Origin of the sequence: Geopseudomonas aromaticivorans (assembly GCF_019097855.1) — a bacterium.
Classification (GTDB): domain Bacteria; phylum Pseudomonadota; class Gammaproteobacteria; order Pseudomonadales; family Pseudomonadaceae; genus Geopseudomonas; species Geopseudomonas aromaticivorans.
Genome location: NZ_JAHRGL010000001.1, coordinates 93,028 through 116,861 on the forward strand (window position 1 = coordinate 93,028; position 23,834 = coordinate 116,861).

The following is a 23,834-nucleotide window of genomic DNA, read 5'->3' on the forward strand; positions in this document are numbered from 1 at the left end:
CATGAGCGCCAGCATTCTCAATGCGCGAAACCTTAGCAAAGTGGTCGACAGCGCGGAAGGCGCGTTGACCATCCTCGACGATCTCAGCCTGGAGCTGAAGCGCGGCGACAGCCTGGCCATCGTCGGCCGCTCCGGATCGGGCAAATCCACCCTGCTCGGCCTGCTCGCCGGCCTCGACCAGCCCAGCAGCGGCGAAGTGCAGCTGGCCGGCCACGCCCTCTCCCGCCTCGACGAGGACCAGCGCGCCCGCGTGCGCGCCGAGCACGTCGGCTTCGTGTTCCAGTCGTTCCAGCTGATCGACAGCCTCACCGCGCTGGAGAACGTCATGTTGCCGCTGGAGCTGGAAGGCCGCGCCGATGCCCGGCAGAGCGCACGCAGCCTGCTCGAGCGGGTCGGCCTTGGCCAGCGCTTGAGCCACTACCCGCGCCAGCTCTCCGGCGGCGAACAGCAGCGCGTGGCGATCGCCCGCGCCTTTGTCGGCCAGCCGGACATCCTGTTCGCCGACGAACCCACCGGCAACCTCGACAGCCAGACCGGCGAGCGCATCAGCGACCTGCTGTTCCAGCTCAACCACGAACACGGCACCACCCTGGTGCTGGTCACCCACGACGCCCGCCTGGCCGCACGCTGCCAGGGCCAGCTGCGCCTGGAAGGTGGGCGCCGCGTAGAGACGCTGGACTGATGCGCGCGCTGACCCTGGCGCGCCTGCTGCGCCTGAGCCTGCGCCAGTTGCTCCGCGAGGCCCGCGCGGGCGAACTGCGCGTACTGTTCTTCGCCCTGCTGATCGCCGTGGCGGCGAGCAGCGCCATCGGCTACTTCAGCGCGCGGTTGAACGGCGCCATGCTGCTGCGCGCCGGCGAATTCCTCGCCGCCGACCTGGTGCTGCGCGGTACTGCCCCGGCCACGCAGGAACAGATCGCCGCCGGCCTCGGCCACGGCCTGGCGCATGCCCGCGTGGTCGAATTCTCCAGCGTGATCGCCACCGATCTGGGCGTGCAGCTGGCCAGCGTCAAGGCGGTGGACGATGCCTATCCCCTGCGTGGCCAACTGAAGAGCACGGCCCAGCCGCTCGCCGCCGAGGTCCTCGGCGGCCGCCCGGCGCCCGGCGAAGTCTGGGCCGAGCAGCGCCTGCTGGTGGCGCTGGACCTGAAGATCGGTGACGACATCGAAATCGGCCGCCAGCCGCTGCGCCTGAGCAGGGTGCTGACCTACGAGCCGGATCGCGCCGGCGACTTCTACAGCCTCACCCCGCGAGTGCTGATGAACCTGGCCGACCTCGACGCCACCGGAGTGGTGCAGCCCGGCAGCCGGGTCAACTACCGCGAGCTGTGGCGCGGCGAATCCGCCGCGCTGGCCGACTATCGACGCAGCCTCGAAGCCAGCCTGGCCGCCCACCAGCGCCTGCAGGACGCCCGCGACGGCAACCGCCAGGTCGGCAGCGCCCTCGACCGTGGCGGGCGCTACCTGAGTCTGGCCAGCCTGGCGGCCGTGCTACTCGCCGGGGTCGCCGTCGGCCTGTCCGCGGCGCGTTTCGCCAGCCGACGTTTCGATCTCGGCGCCATGCTGCGCTGCTTCGGCCTGTCGCGGCGCGAGGCCCTGCTACTGTTCGGCCTGCAACTGCTGCTGCTCGGCCTGCTGGCCAGCCTGGCGGGCGCCCTGCTCGGCTGGCTGGCGCAGTTCGGCCTGTTCCATCTGCTCGCCGACCTGCTGCCGGCCGAGATCCCCGCCGGCGGCCTGCAACCAGCGCTGGTCGGCATGGCCACCGGCCTGGTGGCACTGGCCGGCTTCGCCCTGCCGCCCCTGGCGGCTCTGGGCCGGGTGCCGCCGCTGCGCGTGTTGCGCCGCGACCTGCTGCCGCCCTCGCTGGCCAGCTGGGTCGCCTATGCCTGCGCCCTGCTGGCGCTGGGCCTGATCATGTGGTGGCTGAGCCTGGACCTGCTGCTGACCCTCGCCCTGCTCGGCGGCGGCCTGCTCGCCGCTCTGCTGTTCGGCGGCCTGTGGCTGCTGGCGCTGCGCGGCCTGCGCCGCCTGCTGGCCAACGCCGGGCTGATCTGGCGCCTCGGCCTTGGCCAGCTGCTGCGCCATCCGCTGGCCGCCGCCGGGCAGACCCTGGCCTTCGGCCTGATCCTGCTGGCCATGGCCCTGGTCCTGCTGCTGCGCGGCGAGCTGCTGGACAACTGGCGCCAGCAGCTGCCGGAACAGGCGCCCAACCAGTTCGCGCTGAACATCCTGCCGGCCGAGCGCGACACCTTCGCCGCTCGCATCGCTGCCCTGTCACCGCAACCGGCCACCCTCTACCCGGTGGTACCCGGCCGTCTGGTCAGCATCAACGGCGCGCCGGTGCGCCAGCAGGTCATCAAGGAGTCGCGCGGCGAGCGCGCCGTGCAGCGTGACCTCAGCCTGACCTGGTCGGCCGCGCTGCCGCGGGACAACCACCTACTCGCCGGCCAGTGGTGGGATGCCCTGCCGGACGACTACGGCCCAGCGGTATCGGTCGAGGCGAAACTCGCGGAAAGCCTCGGCGTCAAAACCGGCGACCGCCTCGGCTTCAGCATCGCCGGCCAGGACGTGGTTGCGCGGGTCAGCAGCCTGCGCAGCGTCAACTGGGACAACTTCCAACCGAACTTTTTCATGATCTTCGCACCGCAGACCCTCGCCAGCCTGCCGACCACCTACCTGACCAGCTTCTACCTGCCGCCGGGCCAGGAGCGGGCGCTGGTCGAGCTGGCACGCGCCTTCCCGACGGTCACCCTGCTGCAGGTCGATGCCATCCTCGCCCAGTTGCGCGACATCCTCGCCCAGGTCAGCCTGGCCGTCGAATACGTGCTGCTGTTCGTCCTCGCCGCCGGCCTGGTGGTGCTGTTCGCCGGCTTGCAGGCCACCCTGGACGAGCGCATCCGCCAGGGCGCCCTGCTGCGCGCCCTCGGTGCCGAGCGACGCCTGCTGCTGCGCGCGCGGCGCCGCGAATTCGCCGTGCTCGGCGCCGGCAGCGGCCTGCTCGCCGCCCTCGGTTGCGAACTGGTCAGCGCCCTGCTCTACCGCCTGGTGTTCGACCTGCCCTGGCAGCCGCACCCGTCGCTGCTCCTGCTGCCGCCGATCGGCGCCCTGCTGGTCGGCACGGCCGGCCTGCTCGGCACGCGCCGGGCGTTGAACGCCAGCCCACTCGCCGTGCTGCGCGAAGGCTGAGCCCCCTTGCCCCCCTTCTGCAGGATGAATGACCGATGAGCCGTTACCGCCCGCCACGTACCGCCGGCACCCCGCTGATCACTCCCGAGGGCGAGGCGCGCATGCGCGCCGAACTGCACGAACTGTGGAACGTGCGCCGGCCGCAAGTCACCCAGGCGGTCAGCGAGGCCGCTGCCCAGGGGGATCGCTCGGAAAACGCCGAATACACCTACGGCAAGAAGATGCTGCGCGAAATCGACAGCCGCGTGCGCTTCCTGCGCAAGCGCCTGGAGAACCTCAAGGTGGTCGGCGAGCGCCCCAGCGATCCGGGCAAGGTCTACTTCGGCGCCTGGGTCACCCTCGAGGACGAGGAAGGCGCAACCGCGCGCTACCGCATCGTCGGTCCCGACGAGTTCGATCTGAAGCAGAACCTCATCAGCATCGACTCGCCACTGGCCCGCGCCCTGGTGGGCAAGGCGCTGGACGCGGAAGTTCAGGTGCACACGCCGACCGGCGAGCGCACCTGGTATGTGGTCGAGATCGACTATCCGTGACTCAGCGGCGGCTCAGCATCTCGTCCAACGACGGCTTGCCGGGCGTAACGCAGGCCGCTCGACACCATCTAGTGGCGCAAATGTCTGGCTCAAGCGATCGCAACAGCACAGCGCTCAAGGCTCCAGACGATAACGCTCGCGACTAAAGGCCAGGTGGTACTTGTTGACGCTGCTGACGTAGCTGACCACCCCCATGCCCTGGCGCTCGGCGGCCACCCGCTCGACCTGGAAGAACCAGCGGTTGGGATCGAGTCCGCGCCGCCGCGCCTCGGCGCGCAGGCCCTGCACCCGCTGCGGTCCCAGGTTGTAGGCGGCGAGGACGAAGGCCATGCGCTCGCGCTCGCTGAACTGGCTGCTGGCGAAGTAGCGCTTGCGCAGCATCGCCAGATACCTGGCCCCGGCCTGCACGTTGCCTTCCAGGGCGCGGGCATTGGCCACGCCGACGCTGCGCGCCGCCGCCGGAGTGATCTGCAGCAGCCCGCTGGCGCCACCGGCACCGCGGGCATTGGGGTTGAGGGTCGACTCCTTGAACGCCAGCGCGGCCAGCAGCAGCCAGTCCAGCGACTGCGCCCGGGCATGGCGCATCAGCGTCGGCGCCACCCGCGCCAGGCGCTGGCGCTCCGGGCGGCCGAGCGGATTGTGCACCTTGTACAGGCGCCGGTAGACGCGCAGAAACACCGCATCCTCGTCGTCCGGCCGGCGATAGTCGTGCAGGAAACGGTCGACGCTGGCGCGCAGGTTCGGCGCGCCACGATGCACGTACCAGCTCATGTCCCCCTTGCGCGCCAGCACCAGCTGGCGATCGATGCGCAGCTTGGGCAGCACCTTGGCCCACCGCTCGGCAATCGGCAGCTCGACCGCGGCCATCGGCAGGATGCCGGCATGCACCAGCTCCAGGACGTCCTCCACCGCCAGGGTCGGGTCCTGCCAGTCGGCGACGATCGGCGTCTTCAGCCCGCCATTGACGCGCTGCAGGGCGGTGCGCGCCGCACTGCCCGCCGGCAGCGCCAGGCTGTGGCCGGCCAACTGCTCGAGACGCTGGTAGCGGCGATTGCCCTGGCGCGACACCACCACCAGCGGCACATCCCGGCGAATCGGCGCACTGGCGCGCACCGCCAGGCCACGGCGCACCGGCAGCAACTCCCCGGGCGCGACCAGATCGCCCTCGCCACGCAGCAGCGCCGGCAACAGCTGCTCCTTGGGCAGCGGGATCAGCTTCAGACGCACCTCGCCACCGTCGCGGGCGTTGCGGTTGAGGTACTGCTCGAAGGCGCGCAGGCGGCGATACTCGACGCCAATGGGCTCGCCGCGCACCTCGCCGGAGCTGTTGCGGCTCTGGTTGACCAGCACGCGCAGCTGTCCGCTGGCGCGCACGGCAGCCAGATCGCGGGTGCTCTCGCTCGGGGCCCAGGCCTCCGGCGCTGCGGCCAGGCGCGCGCTGGCACTCTGCGGCAAGCTCGCCAGCAGGCCCAGCAGCAGCGGCAACAACGGCAGCAGCGCAGCCACGCCGGTGGCGAAACGACTGCATGCGTCGGCAAGTTTGCGGTTAAATAAGCTCTTTTTCGTCAATATCGAATTCCCTTCCAGGGCATTCGGCCAAAATACGGGTGCAGCACCATGCAACTGATCGACATCGGCGTCAATCTGACCCATGGCTCATTTGCCAAGGAGCGCGAGGCTTTTCTGCAACGCGCTCACGACGCCGGCGTGTGTCAGCTGGTACTCACCGGCACTTCGCCGGAGGACAGCGAGGCGGCGCTGGAGCTGTGCCGGCAGTTCGACCCCGTAGGCCGCCGTCTGTTCGCCACCGCCGGTCTGCATCCGCATGAAGCCAGCGCGTGGAACGCCGACAGCGCCCGCCAGCTGCGCGCCCTGCTGGCTGAGCCCCAGGTGCGCGCCGTGGGCGAATGCGGCCTGGACTTCAACCGCGACTTCTCGCCCAGGCCGCTGCAGGAGCGGGCGCTGGAGGAGCAGCTGGCGCTGGCCTGCGAACTGGGCCGCCCGGTGTTTCTCCACGAGCGCGAGGCCAGCGAGCGGCTGCTGGCGATCCTGCGCGAATTCCGCGACCGCCTGCCCGCCGCCGTGGTGCACTGTTTCACCGGCGAAAAGCGCGCGCTGTACGGCTATCTCGATCTGGACCTGCATATCGGCATCACCGGCTGGATCTGCGACGAGCGCCGCGGCAGCCACCTGCACGAACTGGTGGGCGAGATTCCCGCCGGCCGCCTGATGCTGGAAAGCGACGCGCCCTACCTGCTGCCGCGCACCCTGCGGCCGCGCCCCAAGCACGGCCACAACGAGCCGGCCTTTCTGGTCGAGGTGCTCAATGAAGTCGCCCGTCATCGCGGCGAGACGCCGGAGTGCCTGGCCGCGCACAGCACCGCCTGCGCGCGGGCGTTCTTCGGCCTGCCGACACCAGAGTAGGAGCGCACGGCCGGATGGACGGCGCGGGCGGCTCAGCCGGCGTGGCCCGCCAGGGTCTGCTGCAGACGCAGCAGCACCGCGTCGGCCTCGATCTCCGCGGCGGCCATTTCGCGCTGCCAGCGCTCCAGGCAGGGCTTGAGGTCCGCCTCGGACTCGGCGCGCAGGCACCATTGCAGGCGATCGTGCCAGTCGCCCAGCGCCGACTGTGCCGCCTTCAGCAACTCGGGCTGCTCCAGCGTCAGTTGCTGCGGCCAGACCTCGGCAGCGTAGCGCACGCGCTTGACCAGCAAGCGCAGGCGATGGCGATCATGCGCCGGGTCGCCCAGCGCCTGCTGCAGGCGCTGCTGCTGACGCTGCAGGCGGCGGTGCACCTTGTTGCGCTCGCCCTTGAGCAGCCCCTCGCGCTCCGCCTCGCGCAGCAGTCCGGGCCACAGGGTCAGGCAGAACTGCAGACGCGCCAGCGCCGGCTCCGCGAGCAAGGCCGGGTAGCCCACGGCCAGCATCTGCCGGCGCCGGGCGCCGGCCGCGCCCAGACCGCAGCGCGCCAGCTCGTCGGCCAGCACCTCCAGATCGCGCAGCGGGCTGCTCAGGCGGCCGACTTCGGCGGTGACCGCCTCCAGGGTCTCGACCCCCGGCAGGCCGCGCAGCGGCCGCAGCAGGCTGCGCAAGCGGCGCACGACGATCCGCAGGTCATGCAGCGCTTCGCTGTCGGTTCCCGCCGCCAGGCGGGCCCGGGTGGCCAGCAGCGCCACTTCAAGAACGATGAACCGCTCGATCAGCCGGTCAGCCAGTGCAGCCATGAAAGCTCCTCGCGGTGGAATGGGCCGGGCTCAACAGGGCGAGCATAGCAGGCGACTGCCGCAGCCATCCTGAGCCAGGGCAGCTGTCCGTGTGCCGGGGCGCCAGAGGATGACTGGCCACTAGCGCCGCGCCAGCCGGCGGCGCAAGCGTTGCAGCGCGCGCCGCAAGGCGCCCGCATCGGCTGCCGTGCCGGCATAGCGCTGCTCCTCGAAGCGCAGGGCGAAGGCGCGGATCTCCCCCGCCTGGCCCGGCAAGGCGGCCGCCGCCCGTTCGGCAAACGCCCGCGGCCCCTCGCCCGCCTCGCGGCGCAGGCCGTGGCGGCCCAGCAATCGCTCGAAGCGCCGGTACAGACGCCGTTGCGGGTCGTGCTCACGCTGCCAGGGCTTGAGCAGCAGCACCGCCAGGATGCCAAGCAACACCCCGCCGCTGCCAATCAGCACCAGCGCCACGCGGGTCGTGTCCAGCGTGCCGAACCAGCCCTGCAGCAGGTTCAGCTGCGCCTCGCCCTGGTAGCCCAGCACCTTGCGCTGCCAGGTGTAGTTGAGGCGGTCCCACGACAAGCGCAGGGCGTTGACCCACTCGACGTGCCGGTAGCGCAATGCCGACAGCGGCGCACCAGCCTGGAACTCCTCGCCCGCCGGCAGGGCCTGCTCGAGGCCCTGCTCGATGCGCTCGGGCGCGACCTGGAAGGTCGGATCGACGCTGACCCAGCCGCGCCCCGCCTGCCAGTACTCGACCCAGGCATGGGCGTCGAACTGGTGCACCAGCACGTAGTTGCCCTGCGGATTGAACTCGCCACCCTGATAGCCGGCCACCACCCGCGCGGGAATCCCGGCGGCGCGCAGCACGAAGGTCATCGCCCCGGCATAGTGGGCGCAGAAGCCGCGGCGGCTATCGAACAGGAAGTGGTCCACGGTGTCGGCGCCGGCCAGCGGCGGCTTGAGGGTGTAGAAGTAGCGCTCGCGGGCGAAGTGCGCCAACAGGGCATTCACCAGCGCCTGCTGATCCCCGCCATGCCGGGCGCGCAATTGCGCCGCCCAGCGCCGCGCCCGCGGGTTGCCGTCGACCGGCAGCTGCAGGGCGACGCCCAGGCGCGGACTGGCCTCGGGCTCGCGGCGCGCCTGCGGCCAGGAGGTGACGCGGTACAACAGGCTCTGCGCCACCGGTCGCTGGCGCTGCAGGCGGAAATCGCCCATCTGCCGGGTCTGCTCCAGCTCGGTGCGCGCGGTATCGAGGGCGAACAGCCAGGGCTGGCCACTCGGCTGCATGACGATGCTGTAGGACAGCGGCGGCCCCTCGGCCTGCCAGGCGGGCTCGGCGCGCGGCGGCTCGGCCAGCTGCGACCAGCGCCGGCCATCGAACTGCTCGAAGGTCAGCGCCCGCCAGTACAGCTGGCTGTGCGCCGGCACCGCGCCCTCGAAGCTGGCGCGAAAGGCCAGTTCGGAGGACTGGCTGAGTTCGGCGATATCCCCCGGCGTCATGCTTTCGGCCAGGCCCCGGCTGCCCCCCTCGCCGGGCAGCGGCACCGACCACAGCGGCCCCAGGCGCGGAAACAGCACGAACAGCACCAGCATCAGCGGCACCGCCTGCAGCAGCAGGCTGGCGGCCAGGCGCAGGGTCGGCCAGGGCTTCTCGCTCAGGCTGCCCTGCTGCAGACCGATCAGCGCCGCCAGCAGGGCAGTCACCGGCAGCAGGCTGTACAGCGCCGCCGGCAGGCCGTCCTCGAACAGGTAGCTGGTGAGCACCACGAAGAAGCCGAGGAACACCAGCACCAGCGCATCGCGGCGGGTCTTCAGCTCCACCAGCTTGAGCAGGAAGGTGGCGATCAGCAGCGCCACCCCGGCATCCAGGCCAACCAGCGAGCCGCGCGAGGCGTACACCCCGACCGCCGCCGCCAGCAGCATGCAGCCCTTGGTCAGACCGCCCGGATAGCTGGTGCGCATGCGGAACACCTGGATCCGCCAGGTGGCGCAGACCAGCCACAGGCCGATGACCCACGCCGGCAGATGGCCGAGGTGCGGCAAGATCACCAGTGCCTGCGCCACCAGCAGCCAGACCAGGCTGATCCGCGGAATCGCCGGCGAGGCCTTCATGGCCGCACTCCCGCCGGACTGGCCGGCTCGCCGAACAGCGCCAGCGCACGCAGGCAGGCCTCGCGCTGCATGGCGCCGCTGGCCGGCGGGCGCAGCACGCCGGGCAGGCGCAGGGCGAACGGCTGGTTGCGCCCGGCGAGCTGCAGCACCCAGTGGCAGAGCAGCGACAGCCGCGCTTCGCGGTCGCCGCCGAGGCTGTCGAAGTCCAGCCACAGATCGTGGCCGTGCAGCTCGGCGAAGTCCTTGACCAGCAGGCCCTGGCCGCGCGACCAGGCCTTCCAGTGCAGGCGCCGCCGCGAGTCGCCGCTCTGGTGGGCGCGCAGGCCCTGGAAGTCATCCACCCCGCTGCGCTGCGCCGCCACGCCCGGCTCCTCGTCCTCGCCGATGCCCGGCGCCGGCGGCAGCGCGCCGGCCAGCGGCCGCGGATAGACCAGCACGGCCAGATCCAGATCGACCCAGCTCCAGGCCACCAGCAGGCCGAGGGGAAAACGGCTCTCGACGCGCAGGCGCGGCGCGCGCAGCCAGCCGCGGCGCTTGGCCGCCAGGAACAATTCCAGCTCGGCGCTGCCGTCGGCGGCGACATCCACCCGTTCGAGCGGCGCCGGCGGCCAGCCGAGGGCGATGTCGTGGCGGGCGCGGCCGTTGCCCTGCAGCCGTAGGCGAAACCCGGCCTGCTCGCCGGCGAACACCGGGGACGCCTCGCCGGCGGTCAGCTGCAGGCCGGCCAGGTTGCGGTAGGTGTGCAGGATGGCGACCAGGCCCACCGACAGCAGCAGGAAGGTCAGGCCGTAGGCCAGGCTGTTCTGGTAGTTGATCGCCGCCAGCAGCATCAGCAGCAGCGCCACGCCGAACAGCAGGCCCTGCGGGGTCGGCAGGATGAAGATGCGCCGCTGGTTGAGCAGCACCTGGCGGGCCGGCGGGATGCGCTTCTCCAGCCAGCGGCTCCAGCGCGCGGCGAACAGGCGGGCCGCCATCAGAACGGCGTCACTTCGCGCAGCAGCCACTGCACCAGCATGCCGCCGCCATGCCCGGCCGGGTCGGCGGCATCGCGCAGGCGATGGCCGGCCACCGACGGCAGCACCGCCTGCACGTCCTCGGGAATCACGTAGTCGCGCCCGGCGAGCATGGCCCAGGCGCGCGCCGCGGCCAGCAGCGCCAGGCTGCCGCGCGGCGACAGGCCGAGGGCGAAGGCCGGCTGGCTGCGGGTAGCCTCGACCAGGCGCAGCACGTAGTCGATCACCGCCTCGCTGGCATGGATGCCCGGCACCTCGGCCTGGATGCGCGCCAGCGCGGCATGGTCGAGGATCGGTTCGAGGCGCGGCAGTAGGTCGCGGCGCGCCTCGCCCTGCAGCAGGGCCTTCTCGGCGTTGCGTGCCGGATAGCCCAGCGATACGCGCATGAGGAAGCGGTCGAGCTGCGACTCCGGCAGTGCGAAGGTGCCGCCCTGGCTGGACGGGTTCTGCGTGGCAATCACGAAGAACGGCTGCGGCAGCGGCCGGGTGGCGCCCTCAATGGTCACCTGGCCCTCCTCCATCGCCTCGAGCAGCGCGCTCTGGCTCTTCGGCGTGGCGCGGTTGATCTCGTCGGCCAGCACCAGCTCGGCGAAGATCGGCCCGGGATGGAAGGTGAACTGTCCGGTATCGCGGTTGAACACCGAGGTGCCGAGGATGTCGCCGGGCAGCAGGTCGGAGGTGAACTGGATGCGCTGGTAACTGAGGCCGAGCACCTTGGCCAGGGCGTGGCTGAGGGTGGTCTTGCCCATCCCCGGCAGGTCTTCCAGCAGCAGGTGGCCGCGCGCCAGCAGACAGGCCAGGGCCAGGCGCACCTGCCTGTCCTTGCCGAGCAGCACCTGATTGACGGCGGCCAGGCAGTTTTCCAGTTGGGTGCGCATGCGCGTACTCCCTTCGCGTAAAAGCGCAATCGTACTGGCCCAGTGGCGCCGGGCAAAGCAGAGCGCCGTCGAATTGCTGCCTCCTTGGCGCTCCTGACGGCAGGTCGGCGTCCGCCAGCGGCTGGCGGGGCGCGATCGGCTCGCCAACCCACGTCTTTATTGCCGGATGTTGCCACTGCGCAGCCCTCGCCAGGCGCGGGCTGCACCACCCCGCCGCGGCGCCATCGGTGCCCTGCCGCACCCGGCGCCACCGCGCGACGCATGGACCGGCCACCCGCTCCGGGTTAAGGTCCGGCCCGACACCCCGCTCAGCGACGGCGAGGGCCCTCTGGGCGACTCGCCGTCCCGAACATCGCGCAACCAGGAGGAGCCGCATGTCAGCTGCACAGCCACAGGAATGGCACGCCCGCGACGGGCAACGCTGTCTGCAACAGCTGCACAGCCGCAGCAGCGGACTGAGCGGCGCCGAAGCGGCCCAGCGCCTGGCCGAGCACGGCGCCAACTGCCTGCCGGAAGTCGCCGGCCCCGGCTGGCTGCAGCGCCTGCTGCTGCAGTTCCACAACCTGCTGATCTATGTGCTGCTCGGCGCGGCACTGCTGGTGGGGCTGCTCGGCCAGTGGCTGGACTGCGCGGTGATCCTCGGCGTGGTGGCGATCAACGCGCTGGTCGGCTTCATCCAGGAGGGCAAGGCCGAACAGGCCATGCGCTCGATCCGCAAGCTGCTGACCCTCGACAGCCGGGTGCGCCGCGATGGCCTGGTCGGCTCGCTGCCGGCCGAGCAACTGGTGCCCGGCGACATCGTCCTGCTTGAGGCCGGCGACCGCGTGCCGGCCGACCTGCGCCTGCTCGAGTGTCGCGATCTGCGCATCGACGAGGCCATGCTCACCGGCGAATCGCTGCCCGCCGACAAGCACTGCGCCGCCGTCGACCGCACCGCCAGCCTCGGCGACCGCCGCGGCATGGCCTACTCCGGCACCCTGGTGAGTGCCGGCAACGGCACCGGCGTGGTGGTGGCTACCGGCCAGCACACCGAGCTGGGCCACATCAGCGGCCTGCTGGGCCGGGTGGAAAGCCTGCAGACGCCGCTGCTGGCCGACATGCAGCGCTTCGCCCGGCAGCTCACCGTGGCCATCCTCCTGCTCGCCGTGCTGACCTTCCTGATTGGCGTGTTCTGGCGCGACTACTCGCCCAGCGAGATGCTGATGGCCGCGGTCGGCCTGGCGGTGGCGGCGATTCCCGAAGGCCTGCCGGCGGTGCTGACCATCGTCCTCGCCCTCGGCGTGCAGCGCATGGCGCGCCATCGCGCGATCATCCGCCGCCTGCCGGCGGTGGAAAGCCTCGGAGCGGTCACGGTGATCTGCTCGGACAAGACCGGCACCCTGACCCGCAACGAGATGACCGTGCAGCAGGTGTTCACCACGGCGCACTGCTACCAGGTCGGCGGCGTCGGTTACGAGCCCAGCGGCAGCCTGAGCCGCGCTGGCTGCCTGCTGGCAGCGCCGCCGGCCGATGACCTGCTCGAACTGGCTCGCGCCGGCCTGCTCGCCAACAGCGCCAGCCTGCAACAAGGCGCCGAGGGCTGGCGGATCAGCGGCGACCCCACCGAGGCGGCGCTGCTCACCCTGGCCGGCAAGCTGGGCCTGGACAGCAGCCATGAGCTGGGCCGCCTGCCGCGGGTCGACAGCATTCCGTTCAGTCCGGAGCTGCGCTGCACCGCCAGCCTGCATCACGACCACGCCGGCCATGGCCTTATCTATCTGTTCGGTGCGCCGGAACGGCTGCTCGAGCTGTGCAATCGCCAGTTGCGCGACGGCAACGCCGAGCGGCTCGACCCGCGCTACTGGCATGCCCGCCTGCACGAGGGCGCGGCCGACGGCCTGCGCATGATCGGCCTGGCCATGCGCCCGCTCGGCGCGCCGCAGGCCCAGCTCGATTACGCCGATCTGGAAGGCGACTTCATCCTGCTCGGTCTGGTCGGCATGCTCGATCCGCCGCGCGAGGAAGCCATTGCCGCCATCGCCGAGTGCCGCAGTGCCGGCATCGCGGTGAAGATGATCACCGGCGACCATGCCGCCACCGCCGCGGTGATCGCCGGGCGCCTCGGCCTGGACGGCGGCCAGCCGCTGACCGGTGCCGAGCTGGACCAGCTGGACGATACCGCGCTGGATGCGCGCCTGGCCGACACCGCGGTGTTCGCCCGCACCAACCCCGCGCACAAGCTGCGCCTGGTCGAGCGCCTGCAGGCCCGCGGCGAGCGCGTGGCGATGACCGGCGACGGGGTCAACGATGCCCCGGCGCTCAAGCGCGCCGACATCGGCATCGCCATGGGCATCAAGGGCACCGAGGCGGCCAAGGAGGCCGCGCAGATGGTGCTGGCCGACGACAACTTCGCCACCCTCACTCATGCGGTGGAGGAAGGCCGCACGGTCTACGACAACCTGCGCAAGTCGATCCTGTTCATCCTGCCGACCAGCTGCGGCGAGGCGCTGGTGCTGATCTGCGCCATCGCCCTCGGCCTGACCCTGCCGATCACCCCACTGCAGATCCTCTGGGTCAACATGATCACTGCCGTCACCCTGTCGCTGGCGCTGGCCTTCGAGCCGGGCGAGCGCGACCTGATGCAGCAGCCGCCGCGCGATCCGGCCGAGCCGCTGCTGTCCGGACAGCTGCTGTGGCGCCTGCTGTTCGTCGGCCTGCTGCTGACCGGCGCCAGCCTCGGCCTGTTCCTCTACGCCCAGCAGCTCGGCCTGCCGCTGGAGGTCGCCCGCACCCTGGCGGTCAACGCCCTGGTGGCCGGCGAGATCGGCTACCTGTTCTGCGCGCGCCGCCTGCTGGGTGCGGCCAGCTTCGCCCTGCGCGACAACCCGATGGTCTGGGCGATGGTGCTGCTGGTGGTGCCGCTGCAGCTGGCGTTCAGCCACTGGCCGCCGCTGCAGGCGCTGTTCGGCACCGCCGCGCTGGACGCCCGCGGCTGGACGCTGGTGGTGGCCTGCGCCGTAGCGGTCATCCTGCTGGTGGAAATGGAGAAATGGCTGCTGCGCCGGCGGCATGCCCGGCGCTGACACCGGCCCCGGGCCGGCGGCAGATGCTACTGCTGCTGGCCGGGCCGCTGCTGCAGCAGCGGCGCTTCCTGCACCTGCGCGTGCATCTGCTCCTGGCCGCCGCGGCGCATCCCGCGCACCGGGCAGGCGTCGAGGTAGTCGAGGCCGACCGCCAGCTTGAGGTGGCGCGAGGGTCGGGTCAGGCGGTTGGTCACGTCGAAGCTGTACCAGGCTCCGTCGATCCACGCCTCGGCCCAAGCGTGGCTGGCCAGCGTGCTGCTGCCGGCGCGGCACAGGTAGCCGGACACGTAGCGCGCCGGCACGCCCAGGCTGCGGGCACAGGCCAGAAACACGTGGGTGTGGTCCTGGCAGACGCCGAGGCCGAGGGCGAAGGCTTCCGCCGCGGTGGTCTCGACCTGGGTGATGCCCGGCGTGAAGGGCATGCGCTGGTGCAGTTGCTCCATCAGCCCGACCAATGCCGCGCGATCGCGCTGCTCGCCACAGCAGGCGCGGGCGAACTCGCGCAGCGCCGCGTCGGCCGCGGTCAGCGCGGTGCCGCGCAGGTACGGCAGCGGCGAGCCCGACGCGCACTCGCTTTCGCAGTTCTCGTCGATCTCCACATGACCGTGCGCACCGATGACGACGGCCTGGTGCGGCTCGTCGAGCGTCAGCACGTGGAGGATGTTGCCGTGACTGTCGCGCAAGGCATGCGCCGCCTGCGGCAGCTCCAGCTGCCAGTCCAGCACGCGCTGGCGCGCGCTGTCCTGCGGGGTCAGGCGCAGGTACTGGATGCTCGCGCGCACGCGGTCGGCGTAGCGATAGGTGGTGTCGTGATGGATGGCAAGTTTCATACAGCCTCCAGATAAGCGCTATGGATGGCATTGCCCAGCTGGCGCACCAGCAGGATGTAGTCGTGGATCCAGGCCTTGAGCCCCTCGTCGAGCACTTCCTCGATGCCGGTGAAGCGCAGCCGCGCATCCAGTTCGGCGGCCATGCGCTGGGCGGCGCGGCCGTTGGTGCCGGGGATCTCGGCGAGGATCTGGCTCAGCGCGGCGATGCACGAGCGCAGCGAACGCGGCACGTCGCCACGCAGCAACAGCAGCTCGGCGACCTGGGCAACCTTCGGCGAACCGCGATACAGCGCGGCATGCGCCTCGTAGGCCGTCAGCGCGCGCAGCAGCGCGCTCCACTGGAAATAGGCGCGCGCCGAGGCGTCGCTGGGCAGTTCGTCGCCCATCAGCTGGTGACGGGCATCGAGCAGGCGCAGGGTGTTGTCAGCACGCTCGATGAAGGTGCCGAGGCGGATGAAGTGGTAGGCATTGGCACGCATGATGGTGCCTTCGGTGGCTCCGCGGAACAGGTGCGAGCGCTCCTTGACCCACTCGCAGAAACCGCTGGCATTGAAGTCTGCCGGCGCCTGGGCGGCGATGCTGCGCATCTCCAGCCAGGTGGCGTTGATGTTCTCCCACATGTCGGCGGTGATCCGCCCGCGCACCGCATGGGCGTTGACCCGCGCCGCGCGCAGGCAGCTGTACAGACTCGCCGGATTGTCCGCATCGAGGGCAAAGAAGTGCAGGATGCGCTCGGCGTCCAGCTCGCCGTGGCGCTCCAGGTAGGCATCCAGGGTGCCGGTGATCAGCAGCGGCATGGCCAGCTCTTCCAGGCCATCGCCGCGTCCGCCCTGCGGCATCAGCGACAGCGAATGGCTGACATCCAGCATCCGCGCCATGTTTTCCGCGCGCTCCAGGTAGCGCGACATCCAGTACAGATCGGCAGCAGTACGACTCAGCATGACGGCTTCTCGCTCAGGCTTCGCGGGGTTCGGTGGCGACGGTCGAGTCCTCGACCACCCAGGTGTCCTTGGTGCCGCCGCCCTGCGACGAGTTCACCACCAGCGAGCCCTCGCGCAGGGCCACGCGGGTCAGGCCGCCGGGTACCAGGCGCACCTGCTGGCCGGACAGCACGAACGGGCGCAGGTCGATGTGGCGCGGGGCGATGCCGCTGTCGACGAAGGTCGGGCAGGTCGACAGGCTGAGGGTCGGCTGGGCGATGTAGGCCGCCGGATTGGCCTTGAGGCGGGCGCGGAAGGTTTCGATCTCGGCCTGGCTGGCGGCCGGGCCGACCAGCATGCCGTAGCCGCCGGAGCCCTGGGTTTCCTTGACCACCAGCTGCTCGAGGTTGGCCAGCACGTGGGACAGCTCGGCCGGCTTGCGGCACTGCCAGGTCGGCACATTGGCGAGGATCGGCTCCTCGTCCAGGTAGAAGCGGATCATTTCCGGCACGTAGGGATAGATCGACTTGTCGTCGGCCACCCCGGTGCCGATGGCGTTGGCCAGCACCACGTTGCCACTGCGGTAGGCGGCCAGCAGGCCGGGCACGCCGAGCATGGAGTCGGGATTGAAGGCCAGCGGATCGAGGAAGGCGTCGTCGATGCGCCGGTAGATCACGTCCACCGGCTTCGGCCCGGCGGTGGTGCGCATGAACACGCGCTCGTCGCGCACGAACAGATCGGCACCCTCCACCAGCTCGACGCCCATCTCGCGGGCGAGGAAGGCGTGCTCGAAGTAGGCGCTGTTGTAGCGACCGGGGGTCAGCACCACCACGCTGGGCTGGTCCACCAGGCTGGAACTCTTCAGGGTATCCAGCAGCAGGTTCGGATAGTGGTTGACCGGGGCGATGCGCTGGCCGGCAAACAGCTCGGGGAACAGGCGCATCATCATCTTGCGGTTTTCCAGCATGTAGGAAACCCCGCTGGGGGTGCGCAGGTTGTCTTCCAGCACGTAGTAGGTGCCGTCGCCATCGCGCACCAGGTCGACGCCGGCGATGTGCGCATAGAGGTTGTGCGGCAGATCGAGGCCCTGCATGGCCAGCTGGTAGCCCTCGTTGGCCAGTACCTGCTCGGCCGGGATGATGCCGGCCTTGATGATGCGCTGGTCGTGATAGAGGTCGGTGAGGAACATGTTCAGCGCGCGCACGCGCTGGATGCAGCCCTGCTCGACCTGCTGCCACTCGCGCGCCGGAATGCTGCGCGGGATGGTGTCGAAGGGAATCAGCCGCTCGGTGCCCTGCTCGTCGCCGTACAGGGTGAAGGTGATCCCCGCGCGGTGGAACAGCAGATCGGCCTCGCGCCGGCGCTGCTCCAGCTGCTCGGCCGGCGTTGCCGCCAGCCAGCGGGCAAAGGCTTGATAATGAGCCCGGCAATCGCCCTGGGCGTTGTACATTTCATCGTAAGTGCTGCGAACCATGCTCGCGGGCTCCCTGTCTGTGCCTCTTGCCAGACACTTTGCAAGGCCCGCGCCACTTTTGTAGCGCCTTGTAAATCAAGGTATTGCGGCGATCCGCAGCATTTTCCGCGCCAAGACAGTGCACCAGTCCCGCACCTTGCTGCGCGGCACGCCTCAAAACAAGGCAGCCGGGCACTGCCATGCCGCTATCCGCCGGCCATCGCGCACGCCGGCTGCACAAAAAAGAAGCCCACCGGGTGAGCGGTGGGCTTGTTTGCCAGCAACAACAGCGGATCAGGGGCGCGCTTCGCCTACTTCCTGGGTCACCCCCCAGCCGTCCAGCACCCCGCCCAACGGACCGACCAGGACCTCCAGGTCGTGCTCGAAGTCGTCGATTCCGGCGTGGGTGGCGTACATCACCTTGCTGACTTGCAGATGCCAGGCACCGTCGCGCTGACTGACCTCGGCTTTCAAGGACTCGCCGCGAAAACTCCTGGCCGCCTGCCGTGCCCGTTCTTCGTCCGGGAAAATGGCATAGAACTCGATGGGATGAATCCGGGCAAAATCGAAACCGCCCTCTTTCATCCGGCGCAAAACGGTGGTGCTGATATCGTTTGGAGAAATCGTCGCCATTGCACGCACTCCTCTTCTCTCAGCCATCATTCGAATTTTGACCAGCACGCTCAGACTAGCCCCAAACACTTGGCGCTGTATAGCGCTGCCGCCGTCCGCTCCGCCGCGAAAGCCGTCCCCCCGATCAACTCGCGGCTCACTGCGAGAACTCCCCCGCGCGAATGGGATGACGACGTGCGTTTTATATATCGGCAGAGCCGCAAAACCATCCTCCGCGCCACGACGAACTTATGCAAAACAGGGCAACCCGACAAACGGTCAATATGGAAAACCGACAGCACGCCAAATAACCGCCAAACAATAGCGTCAAAAACCAATAAACCTGCCAAGTATTCACTGCCGCAGGATTTCCCGACAACTCGTAGTCAACGCGAGCCACTTGGGCTGCCAGGTTATTCCGCCACCAGCCGCTGCCCTGATGGCCAGCGGCAGCAGACCGGCAGTTCGGCGACAGCAATGCCGCGCCGCGAACATCGGACCCCACCGGCAGGCAGCGCCGCAGTAGACGCGGCGACGACGGGCCAGGCGAGCCGTGGCCCGCAGTCGAACAAACCATTGCCGCCAGATTTTCGACGAAAGATGGCAAGTCAATAATTCCAAATTAACCCGCCATTTCAAATCGCCACGCGTCATACACCCGCCAGAAATAAACATCAACTCGACTGCTAGCTTCAAGTTTGCAAGCACAAGAAGCCACCGGCCAGACAATGCACTGCGCGCTCCGGTGATGTTTCTTGCAGAAGGAATCTTGCTACCGACAACAGGGACTTCGGCAACTTCTGCAACGGCACGAGACATGACTCCATGCGAAACCTGCATTGCACTTCTGCAAAGCGGGCGGGAGTTGCGCACCTGCAGCGTGCAACTTCCTTCCTGGCCCTTGCTCTGCTGGCATCCGCGGCCTGCGCCGAGGTCAGCGAATCGCTCGCCTACACCGACTACCTGATCCAGGGTGACCACCGCGGATCGCTGGCGAGACTCCTCGACGACACTTCACCGATCAACCACGACGGGGAGACCTACCACGCCTTCACCACCTGGCGGGTCAGCTGGCGCTACAGCTGGATCACCGAAGCCAGCGGCTCCTGCCGGATCGCCCGGGTTGCCACGGCCGTGCACAGCACCATCAAGCTGCCCCGGCTCCAAGGCGGCAGCCCCAGCCTGCGCGAACGCTTCGAGCGCTATCTGAGCGCGCTGTATGCGCACGAACTGGGCCACCACCAGATCGGCCACAAGGCGGCCCAGGAGGTCGACCGGCAGTTGCAGGGCATGCCGCCGATGGCCGATTGCCAGCGCCTGAGCACGGCGGCCAACAAGCTCGCCCTGCGGACCGTCAACCAGTTCAAGGACGAGGAACGCACCTACGACGAAATCACGGTACATGGCCGCCTGCAGGGCGCGCGCCTGGACGACGACTACTGAGCCACCTGGCCGGCCGCCGATGGGCAGGTGGTCGGAGGGCGGCCACTGGCCCGCGCCGATCTGGAATAATGGTGCCCTGCCGGTTCGGCCCTCATTCCCTCGAGCGATCCCTTCGAACGTCCCCATGAGCTATCACCTGCGCCTGCTGGGCGAGCACGACATTGCGGCCGTGCTCGCCATCCAGGAAGAGTCCTACGCCAGCGAGCTGCTGGAAAGCACCGCCATCATCCGCCAGCGCCTGCTGGCCTTCCCTGACCTGGCCTGGGTGGCCGAGGATGCTCACGGCGTGTGCGCCTACCTGTTCGGCTACCGCTCGCACGCCGGCAAGGTGACGCCGCTGGACGGCGCCTTCGCCGAGCCGGCGGACGCCGACTGCCTGTACCTACACGACCTGGCCGTGGCCCGGCGTGCCGGCGGACGCGGCATCGGCCTGGCACTGGTGCAGCGCCTGCTCGACCAGGGCCGCACCGGCCGCCTGCGCTACTCCGCGCTGGTGTCGGTGCAGGGCTCGCAGGCGTTCTGGAGCCGCCTGGGCTACGCCGCCGAGGCGGCGCTGGACAGCGCCCAGCAGCGCAACCTGGCCTCCTACGGCGTGCCGGCGGTGTACATGGTCAAGCCGCTGCATTGAGGGCAGACTGGGGGCTCGTTTCGCTGCTGGAAGCCCCCATGTCCCTGATCGATAACGCCTTCACCACCCTCCTCGGCCTGCGCCATCCCCTGATCCAGGCGCCCATGGCCGGCGGGGCGACCACCCCCGAGCTGGTCGCCGCGGTCAGCAATGCCGGCGCGCTGGGCTCCTTCGCCGCCGCCACCCTGTCGCCGGCGGCGATGCGCGAGGGCGTGGCGCGGGTGCGCGCCCTCACCGACCGGCCGTTCAACGTCAACCTGTTCATCCTCGACGATCCCGCGCCCAGCGACGAGGAAGTCGCCCGTGCCCAGGCCCGCCTCGATCCCTTGCGCGCCGAGCTGGGCCTGCCGCCCGGCAGCCGTCCGGCGCGCTTCTGCGAGGACAACCGCGCGCAGATCGAAACCCTGCTGGAGCTGGCGCCGCCGGTGGTCAGCTTCACCTTCGGCATCCTCGATGCGGCCACGCTGGCGCGCTTCCGCCAGGCCGGCTGCCTGGTGATGGGCACCGCGACCACGGTGGCGGAAGCGCAGGCCTGGGAGGCGGTCGGCGCCGATCTGGTGTGCGCCCAGGGCTGCGAGGCCGGCGGCCATCGCGGGACCTTCCTCGGCGATCCGCAGCAGGCGTGCATCGGCCTGATGGCCCTGCTGCCGCAGGTAGCCGCGGCGGTGAACATTCCGGTGGTGGCGGCCGGCGGCATCATGGACGGCCGCGGCATCGCCGCCAGCCTGCTGCTCGGCGCCCAGGCCGCGCAACTGGGTACCGCCTTCCTGTGCTGTCCGGAGTCGGGCATCTCCGCGCTGTGGAAGGAGCAGATCCTCGCCGCGCGCGATGACAGCACGCGGCTGACCCGCGCCTTCTCCGGACGCTACGCGCGCGGCATCGCCAACGACTTCATGCGCCACCTGGCCGCCGCGGAAGACCAGGTGCCGGCCTATCCGGTACAGAACGCGCTGACCGGCGACATCCGCCAGGCCGCCGCCCGCCAGGGGCGCAGCGAGTACCTTTCGCTGTGGGCCGGCCAGGGCGCTGCCATGGCCCGGACGCTGCCGGCGGCCGAACTGGTGCAGGTGCTGATGACGGAACTGGCGAGCTGCCGCGCCTGAGCGCCGGAGTCCACGGACCGTTCGGCGGAAGGTTCCACCGCGCGCTGGCAACCCGCCGCAGCGGTCTATACTGAAAAAAGAGTGCGCCATCTCTTGGTTAACAAAGCTTGGAGAAGGCGACTCCGCGGCCCTGCCCCCTGCCGTAGCGGGATGGGAGGCAGGCCAGTTGGGCCCTAGCGATCTGGAGGGCGCCATCATGTCCAGGTACTACATCGATTGCCGAGACCATCCGGGTGACGTGAAGTGCACAGTGGCACTGGCCGCCGATACCAGGGAAGAACTGCTGGAAGCTGTCGTCGAGCACGGGCGCACCGTGCATGGTTACGAAGACACCCCGGAGTTCCGCAACCAGGTCATGCAAGGGATGAAGGAAGGTACGCCACCGATCGACAAGGTGGCGTGACCATCAACCCACCGGGAAGCCCTCCGTCATCAGGACCTGAACCCTCGGCAAGACGAGGCAGGGTCAAGGCATAGCCCGCAGACGACGGCGGCATTCCCGGCCGCAAAAGAGAAGGGGCCCGATGGGGCCTCTTCTCTGTTTCCACATCCAGAAACTCAGTCGTTGCTCGGCTTGTGGATCGCCTGCAGCACGTACTGCGGCAGGGCAAAGGCGCCCTGGTGGATTTCCGGGTTGTAGTAGCGGGTGACGATGCCGCTGCCGGCGAAGCGCTGGCGCAGGGTTTCCAGCGGCAGCTTGCGGTAGTCGGCGTTGGTGCTGCCCCAGGCGAAGGTCATGGCGCCACCGATGTAGGTCGGTACCGCGGCCTGGTAGAAATGCCAGTCGGCGAACAGGCCGTGCATGCGCTTGGCGGTGGTCTGCACTTCGGACAGCTGCATGAACGGGGTGCCGTTCTGGGTGACCAGGATGCCGCCGTCGTTCAGGCAGCGGCGGCAGGCCTCGTAGAAGTTCTCCGAGAACAGCACCTCGCCCGGACCGATCGGGTCGGTGGAGTCGGAGATGATGACGTCGAACTTCTCCTCGGTGGTGGCGACGAAACGCATGCCGTCGTCGATCACCAGGTTCAGGCGCGGATCGTCGAAGGCGCCGCAGGAGTGGTTGGGCAGGTACTGCTTGCACATGTCGACCACGGTGCCGTCGATCTCGACCATGGTGATGTGCTCGACGCTGCGGTGCTTGGCCACTTCGCGCAGCATGCCGCCGTCGCCGCCGCCGATGATCAGCACGCGCTTGGCCAGGCCGTGGGCGAGGATCGGCACGTGGGTGAGCATCTCGTGATAGATGAACTCGTCGGCCTCGGTGGTCTGGATCACGCCGTCCAGCGCCATCACGCGGCCCATGCGGGCGTTCTGGAAAATCACCAGATGCTGATGCTCGGTGCGCACCTCGTGCAGCATCTGGTCGATGCGAAAGCGCTGACCGTAGCCGTCGTAGAGTGTTTCCTGGTAATCGCTCATGGCGTTTTCCCTTGTAAGTTATTGAAAATCAACGGGAGTCTCGGCTCCACGGATACTTGGAATTGTAGGCGGCAATCGGCCCTGGTGACAGTCTGCAGCCTCCAGGTGACGGCGAGATTGCCACCGCCCGGCTCCCCCGCCGCGACGACGGGCGGGCAGGCGGCCGCAGCCGCCGCAGGCTCAGCAGGCGCTCGGCTCGATGGCCGCGAAGCTGGCCACAGTCAGATGCCCGGCCAACTCGCCGCCGTCGCGGGCCAGGCCAGCGGTGGCCATGCCGGCGGCGCGGGCGGCGTCCAGTTCCTCCACCACATCGGAGAGGAACAGGATCTCGCCGGCCGGCCGGCCGATAGCGGCGGCGATGCGCGCGTAGGACGCCGCCTCGCGCTTGCCGCCGCTGGTGGTGTCGAAATAGCCGGAGAACAACGGAGTCAGATCACCGGCCTCGGAGCAGCCGAAGATCAGCTTCTGCGCCTGGATCGAGCCGGAGGAATAGACGTACAGCGCGTAGCCGGCGGCATGCCACTGGCGCAGGGCGTCCACCGCATCCGGGTAGACATGGCCCTTGAGCTGGCCGGCCCGGTAGCCCTGCTCCCAGACCATGCCCTGCAACGCCTTGAGCGGAGTGGCCTTGCGATCGCTGGCGATCCACTCGAGGAGGATGGCGACGACCCGCTCGACATCGGCCTGCGCCTCGCCGCTCTCGGCGCGCACGGCGTCCAGCTGGGCGGCCACCGCGGGCTCGGCGGCATGGCGGCGCACGAAGTCCGGCAGGTGCTGCACGGCGAAGGGGAACAGCACGTCGAAGACGAAGCTGACCGCGCTGGTGGTGCCCTCGATGTCGGTAAGGATGGCTTTGATCGGCACCGTCAGTCCTCCAGCGGCGGGAAGTTCTTGGCGATGCTGTCGCCGGTGAACTGGGCTACCCAGCCTTCGGGGTTGTTGAACAGGCGGATGGCGACGAAGTGCGGCTCCTCGCCCATGTCGAACCAGTGCGGCGTGCCGGCCGGCACCGAGATCAGGTCGTTCTTCTCGCACAGCACCGCATAGACGTGATCGCCGACGTGCAGGGTGAACAGGCCGCGGCCGGCGACGAAGAAGCGCACCTCGTCCTCGCCGTGGGTGTGTTCGTCGAGGAACTTGGCGCGCAGCTCGGCCTTCTGCGGATGGCTGCGGTCCAGGCTGATCACGTCGACGGTGACGTAGCCCTGCTCGCTCATCAGCTTGTCGATTTCGTGGCGGTAGGCGGCGATCACCTCCTCCTGGCTGGCGCCGGGGGCGATGGGCGCATTGGCCTGCCAGCGTTCGAAACGCACGCCGACCTCGGCCAGGGTGGCGGCGATGTCCTCGGCGTGGGTCAGCACCTTGTTCGGCACTTGCGGGGTGGACTCGTGGTAGACGCTCAGGCGGCTCATGGGGACTCCTTGGGTGACCAGCAG

Annotated in this window: 21 protein-coding genes; 9 read left to right on the forward strand and 12 right to left on the reverse strand. The window is 69.6% G+C overall.

Translation table 11 applies throughout. From position 1 onward, the window contains the following. The first annotated feature begins 1 nt into the window (after position 1). Genes KRX52_RS00430 through greB form a run of 3 tightly spaced genes read left to right on the forward strand, consistent with a single transcriptional unit; the run spans position 2 to position 3,719 of the window. Positions 2-682 carry an ABC transporter ATP-binding protein gene (locus KRX52_RS00430; RefSeq protein WP_217679161.1) on the forward strand — a complete coding sequence of 227 codons (681 nt, stop codon included), beginning with the start codon at positions 2-4 and terminating at the stop codon, positions 680-682. Next, a complete protein-coding gene (locus tag KRX52_RS00435; protein ID WP_217679163.1) occupies positions 682-3,186 on the forward strand; it encodes an ABC transporter permease in 2,505 nt (834 codons plus the stop codon). The genes KRX52_RS00430 and KRX52_RS00435 overlap by 1 nt, the downstream gene beginning before the upstream one ends. Before the next feature lie 35 nt (positions 3,187-3,221). Continuing rightward, on the forward strand, positions 3,222-3,719 hold the full coding sequence (greB, locus tag KRX52_RS00440; RefSeq protein ID WP_217679165.1) for a transcription elongation factor GreB: 498 nt from the start codon (positions 3,222-3,224) through the stop codon (positions 3,717-3,719). A 114-nt stretch (positions 3,720-3,833) separates the two neighbouring features. Here the strand turns inward: greB and KRX52_RS00445 are convergent, their stop codons facing one another. Beyond that, positions 3,834-5,216, reverse strand: coding sequence for an MltF family protein (locus KRX52_RS00445; protein WP_437439679.1), 1,383 nt, complete (start codon positions 5,214-5,216; stop codon positions 3,834-3,836). 120 nt (positions 5,217-5,336) lie between these two features. On the opposite strand from KRX52_RS00445, the gene KRX52_RS00450 reads away from it, so the two are divergent. Then, positions 5,337-6,143, forward strand: a complete 807-nt coding sequence (locus tag KRX52_RS00450) for a TatD family hydrolase (protein WP_217679169.1) — start codon at positions 5,337-5,339, stop codon at positions 6,141-6,143. 32 nt (positions 6,144-6,175) lie between these two features. On the opposite strand, the gene KRX52_RS00455 is transcribed toward KRX52_RS00450, so the two are convergent. From KRX52_RS00455 to KRX52_RS00470, 4 genes are all read right to left on the reverse strand, one after another. After that, positions 6,176-6,943, reverse strand: a complete 768-nt coding sequence (locus KRX52_RS00455) for a CHAD domain-containing protein (protein WP_217679170.1) — start codon at positions 6,941-6,943, stop codon at positions 6,176-6,178. A gap of 120 nt (positions 6,944-7,063) precedes the next feature. After that, positions 7,064-9,037: a transglutaminase TgpA family protein gene (locus KRX52_RS00460; protein ID WP_217679171.1), complete on the reverse strand. Its 1,974-nt coding sequence runs from the start codon at positions 9,035-9,037 to the stop codon at positions 7,064-7,066. Further along, positions 9,034-10,011: a DUF58 domain-containing protein gene (locus tag KRX52_RS00465; RefSeq protein WP_217679172.1), complete on the reverse strand. Its 978-nt coding sequence runs from the start codon at positions 10,009-10,011 to the stop codon at positions 9,034-9,036. Before KRX52_RS00465 ends, KRX52_RS00460 begins: the two co-directional genes overlap by 4 nt. Further along, positions 10,011-10,928, reverse strand: coding sequence for an AAA family ATPase (locus KRX52_RS00470; RefSeq protein ID WP_217679173.1), 918 nt, complete (start codon positions 10,926-10,928; stop codon positions 10,011-10,013). Before KRX52_RS00470 ends, KRX52_RS00465 begins: the two co-directional genes overlap by 1 nt. Positions 10,929-11,302: 374 nt before the next feature. Here KRX52_RS00470 and KRX52_RS00475 point away from each other — a divergent pair, with 374 nt between their 5' ends. Continuing rightward, the gene (locus KRX52_RS00475) at positions 11,303-13,990 is read left to right on the forward strand and encodes a cation-transporting P-type ATPase (protein ID WP_217679174.1); all 2,688 of its coding nucleotides are present in this window, start codon (positions 11,303-11,305) and stop codon (positions 13,988-13,990) included. Positions 13,991-14,016: 26 nt separating this feature from the next. Here KRX52_RS00475 and KRX52_RS00480 read toward each other — a convergent pair whose 3' ends face one another. The 4 genes from KRX52_RS00480 to KRX52_RS00495 all read right to left on the reverse strand — a co-directional run bounded on the left by KRX52_RS00480 (position 14,017) and on the right by KRX52_RS00495 (position 17,826). After that, positions 14,017-14,820 (reverse strand): transglutaminase family protein, encoded by an 804-nt coding sequence (locus tag KRX52_RS00480; RefSeq protein ID WP_217679175.1) that lies wholly within the window; start codon positions 14,818-14,820, stop codon positions 14,017-14,019. Further along, positions 14,817-15,761, reverse strand: a complete 945-nt coding sequence (locus KRX52_RS00485; RefSeq protein ID WP_217679177.1) for an alpha-E domain-containing protein — start codon at positions 15,759-15,761, stop codon at positions 14,817-14,819. Before KRX52_RS00485 ends, KRX52_RS00480 begins: the two co-directional genes overlap by 4 nt. A gap of 13 nt (positions 15,762-15,774) precedes the next feature. Further along, a complete protein-coding gene (locus tag KRX52_RS00490; RefSeq protein ID WP_217679179.1) occupies positions 15,775-17,214 on the reverse strand; it encodes a circularly permuted type 2 ATP-grasp protein in 1,440 nt (479 codons plus the stop codon). 273 nt (positions 17,215-17,487) lie between these two features. Continuing rightward, entirely contained in the window at positions 17,488-17,826 is a 339-nt protein-coding gene (locus KRX52_RS00495) for a ribonuclease E inhibitor RraB (RefSeq protein WP_217679181.1), read from the reverse strand. An 804-nt stretch (positions 17,827-18,630) separates the two neighbouring features. Between KRX52_RS00495 and KRX52_RS00500 the strand changes: the two genes are divergently transcribed. The 4 genes from KRX52_RS00500 to KRX52_RS00515 all read left to right on the forward strand — a co-directional run bounded on the left by KRX52_RS00500 (position 18,631) and on the right by KRX52_RS00515 (position 21,382). After that, a complete protein-coding gene (locus KRX52_RS00500) occupies positions 18,631-19,248 on the forward strand; it encodes a DUF922 domain-containing protein (protein WP_217679183.1) in 618 nt (205 codons plus the stop codon). 145 nt (positions 19,249-19,393) lie between these two features. Continuing rightward, positions 19,394-19,876 carry a GNAT family N-acetyltransferase gene (locus tag KRX52_RS00505; protein ID WP_217679486.1) on the forward strand — a complete coding sequence of 161 codons (483 nt, stop codon included), beginning with the start codon at positions 19,394-19,396 and terminating at the stop codon, positions 19,874-19,876. A gap of 38 nt (positions 19,877-19,914) precedes the next feature. Beyond that, on the forward strand, positions 19,915-20,979 hold the full coding sequence (locus KRX52_RS00510; protein ID WP_217679185.1) for an NAD(P)H-dependent flavin oxidoreductase: 1,065 nt from the start codon (positions 19,915-19,917) through the stop codon (positions 20,977-20,979). Between the two features lie 196 nt (positions 20,980-21,175). After that, positions 21,176-21,382 (forward strand): DUF1059 domain-containing protein, encoded by a 207-nt coding sequence (locus tag KRX52_RS00515; RefSeq protein WP_217679187.1) that lies wholly within the window; start codon positions 21,176-21,178, stop codon positions 21,380-21,382. A gap of 155 nt (positions 21,383-21,537) precedes the next feature. Here the strand turns inward: KRX52_RS00515 and speE are convergent, their stop codons facing one another. From speE to KRX52_RS00530, 3 genes are all read right to left on the reverse strand, one after another. Further along, the gene (gene speE, locus KRX52_RS00520; protein ID WP_217679189.1) at positions 21,538-22,398 is read right to left on the reverse strand and encodes a polyamine aminopropyltransferase; all 861 of its coding nucleotides are present in this window, start codon (positions 22,396-22,398) and stop codon (positions 21,538-21,540) included. Positions 22,399-22,578: 180 nt separating this feature from the next. Beyond that, a complete protein-coding gene (gene mtnC, locus KRX52_RS00525; RefSeq protein WP_217679191.1) occupies positions 22,579-23,262 on the reverse strand; it encodes an acireductone synthase in 684 nt (227 codons plus the stop codon). A 2-nt stretch (positions 23,263-23,264) separates the two neighbouring features. After that, positions 23,265-23,810 carry a 1,2-dihydroxy-3-keto-5-methylthiopentene dioxygenase gene (locus KRX52_RS00530; RefSeq protein ID WP_217679193.1) on the reverse strand — a complete coding sequence of 182 codons (546 nt, stop codon included), beginning with the start codon at positions 23,808-23,810 and terminating at the stop codon, positions 23,265-23,267. Between the last annotated feature and the right edge of the window lie 24 nt (positions 23,811-23,834).

Coding starts and splice junctions, on each gene's coding strand:
- KRX52_RS00430 (WP_217679161.1), top strand. CDS start 2: ATGAGCGCCAGCATTCTCAATGCGCGAAACCTTAGCAAAGTGGTCGAC.
- KRX52_RS00435 (WP_217679163.1), top strand. CDS start 682: ATGCGCGCGCTGACCCTGGCGCGCCTGCTGCGCCTGAGCCTGCGCCAG.
- greB (WP_217679165.1), top strand. CDS start 3,222: ATGAGCCGTTACCGCCCGCCACGTACCGCCGGCACCCCGCTGATCACT.
- KRX52_RS00450 (WP_217679169.1), top strand. CDS start 5,337: ATGCAACTGATCGACATCGGCGTCAATCTGACCCATGGCTCATTTGCC.
- KRX52_RS00455 (WP_217679170.1), bottom strand. CDS start 6,943: ATGGCTGCACTGGCTGACCGGCTGATCGAGCGGTTCATCGTTCTTGAA.
- KRX52_RS00460 (WP_217679171.1), bottom strand. CDS start 9,037: ATGAAGGCCTCGCCGGCGATTCCGCGGATCAGCCTGGTCTGGCTGCTG.
- KRX52_RS00465 (WP_217679172.1), bottom strand. CDS start 10,011: ATGGCGGCCCGCCTGTTCGCCGCGCGCTGGAGCCGCTGGCTGGAGAAG.
- KRX52_RS00470 (WP_217679173.1), bottom strand. CDS start 10,928: ATGCGCACCCAACTGGAAAACTGCCTGGCCGCCGTCAATCAGGTGCTG.
- KRX52_RS00475 (WP_217679174.1), top strand. CDS start 11,303: ATGTCAGCTGCACAGCCACAGGAATGGCACGCCCGCGACGGGCAACGC.
- KRX52_RS00480 (WP_217679175.1), bottom strand. CDS start 14,820: ATGAAACTTGCCATCCATCACGACACCACCTATCGCTACGCCGACCGC.
- KRX52_RS00485 (WP_217679177.1), bottom strand. CDS start 15,761: ATGCTGAGTCGTACTGCTGCCGATCTGTACTGGATGTCGCGCTACCTG.
- KRX52_RS00490 (WP_217679179.1), bottom strand. CDS start 17,214: ATGGTTCGCAGCACTTACGATGAAATGTACAACGCCCAGGGCGATTGC.
- KRX52_RS00495 (WP_217679181.1), bottom strand. CDS start 17,826: ATGGCGACGATTTCTCCAAACGATATCAGCACCACCGTTTTGCGCCGG.
- KRX52_RS00500 (WP_217679183.1), top strand. CDS start 18,631: ATGCGAAACCTGCATTGCACTTCTGCAAAGCGGGCGGGAGTTGCGCAC.
- KRX52_RS00510 (WP_217679185.1), top strand. CDS start 19,915: ATGTCCCTGATCGATAACGCCTTCACCACCCTCCTCGGCCTGCGCCAT.
- KRX52_RS00515 (WP_217679187.1), top strand. CDS start 21,176: ATGTCCAGGTACTACATCGATTGCCGAGACCATCCGGGTGACGTGAAG.
- speE (WP_217679189.1), bottom strand. CDS start 22,398: ATGAGCGATTACCAGGAAACACTCTACGACGGCTACGGTCAGCGCTTT.
- KRX52_RS00530 (WP_217679193.1), bottom strand. CDS start 23,810: ATGAGCCGCCTGAGCGTCTACCACGAGTCCACCCCGCAAGTGCCGAAC.